The organism is Neobacillus drentensis, from assembly GCF_036966985.1.
GTDB lineage: Bacteria > Bacillota > Bacilli > Bacillales > Cytobacillaceae > Neobacillus > Neobacillus drentensis_E.
Window position 1 is genome coordinate 1 of sequence record NZ_JBALSN010000759.1, and the last position, 1,311, is coordinate 1,311.

The 1,311-nt window shown below is 42.3% G+C and carries 2 protein-coding genes and 1 pseudogene; all 3 read right to left on the minus strand.

Translation table 11 applies throughout. From position 1 onward, the window contains the following. Window positions 1-398, minus strand: a 398-nt coding sequence (locus tag V7659_RS31435; protein ID WP_335543898.1) for a type I methionyl aminopeptidase, incomplete at its 3' end; no start/stop codon positions are given. Beyond that, complete coding sequence (locus V7659_RS31440; protein WP_007496336.1) at window positions 395-1,048, minus strand: adenylate kinase; 654 nt, start codon at window positions 1,046-1,048, stop codon at window positions 395-397. The genes V7659_RS31440 and V7659_RS31435, both read right to left, overlap by 4 nt. Window positions 1,049-1,103: 55 nt before the next feature. Then, window positions 1,104-1,311 (minus strand): annotated as a pseudogene (locus V7659_RS31445) (preprotein translocase subunit SecY); the annotation flags it as partial.

Sequence of the window (1,311 nt, forward strand, 5' to 3'; positions counted from 1 at the left end):
CCCTTATATAGAGATTCCTCTGTGACTTCCAGTAGTTTGCGGTCCTCATCACTGATTACCCCAACTGGATAAGTCCAAGCAGAGTCACCAGGATAGCCATTTAACTTTGCGCCGATATCGATACTAATGATGTCTCCATCACGTAAAACCCGTTTACCAGGAATACCGTGAACGAGTTCTTCATTCACCGAAACGCAAATGCTCCCGCGAAAACCATTATACCCTTTAAAAGATGGGATTGCACCCTGCTTTGTAATAAAACGTTCGGCAATTTGATCCAATTCTTTTGTCGAAATACCTGGTTTTATGTGTTTCTTCAGCTCTTCATGAGTCAGTGCGACAATGCGTCCAGCTTCTCTCATAATCTCAAGCTCGCGAGGAGTTTTACAGATAATCATTTATTTAATCCCCCAAGCAGGTCCTTGATATCAGCGTAAACATCGTTAATGTGCTTCGCACCATCAATGTTTGCAAGATATCCTTTTTCTGAATAGAAGTTCAGTAAAGGTTCAGTCTGCTTTAAGTTCACTTCAAGTCTTGTCGAAACGGTTTCTGCATTATCATCTGCACGTTGATAAAGCTCGCCTCCACACTTGTCACAAACATTTTCTTTAGCAGGTGGATTGAATACTAAATGATATGTTGCTCCGCAATCTTTGCAAATTCTTCGGCCAGTCAGACGCTCCATCAAAGCATCTTTATCGACTTTAATATTAATGACATAATCAATCGTTCTGCCAAGGTCCTTTAGAATGTCTTCTAAAGCTTCAGCCTGAGCGACTGTTCGCGGAAATCCGTCCAGAAGAAAACCTTGTTCACAATCATTCTTGCCAAGTCTTTCTCTAACAATACCGATTGTGACCTCATCAGGAACAAGCTCTCCTTTATCGATAAAGGATTTTGCTTCGAGCCCAAGTTGTGTCTCCTCTTTCATAGCAGCACGGAACATATCTCCTGTTGAGATATGAGGGATCCCATAATCATCAACAATTCGTTCTGCCTGAGTGCCTTTACCAGCACCCGGAAGCCCCATTAAGACTAAGTTCATTTCGGATTTCCCCTTCCTTACTTAGAGAGGTTGGGCAGGAGCCCAGCCCTCTGTTTTATTTCATAAATCCACGGTAGTTTCGTTTCACTAATTGGCTTTCAAGCTGTATCATTGTTTCAAGTGCAACACCTACAACAATGAGAAGACTTGTGCCGCCAATTTGTGCAGCGGAAGGTAATCCAGCGAATTGAATGAAAAAGATAGGAAGTATTGAAATCACGGCTAAGAAAATGGCGCCCACAAACGTGAGTCGGTACAAAATG

Coding starts and splice junctions, on each gene's coding strand:
- V7659_RS31440 (WP_007496336.1), bottom strand. CDS start 1,048: ATGAACTTAGTCTTAATGGGGCTTCCGGGTGCTGGTAAAGGCACTCAG.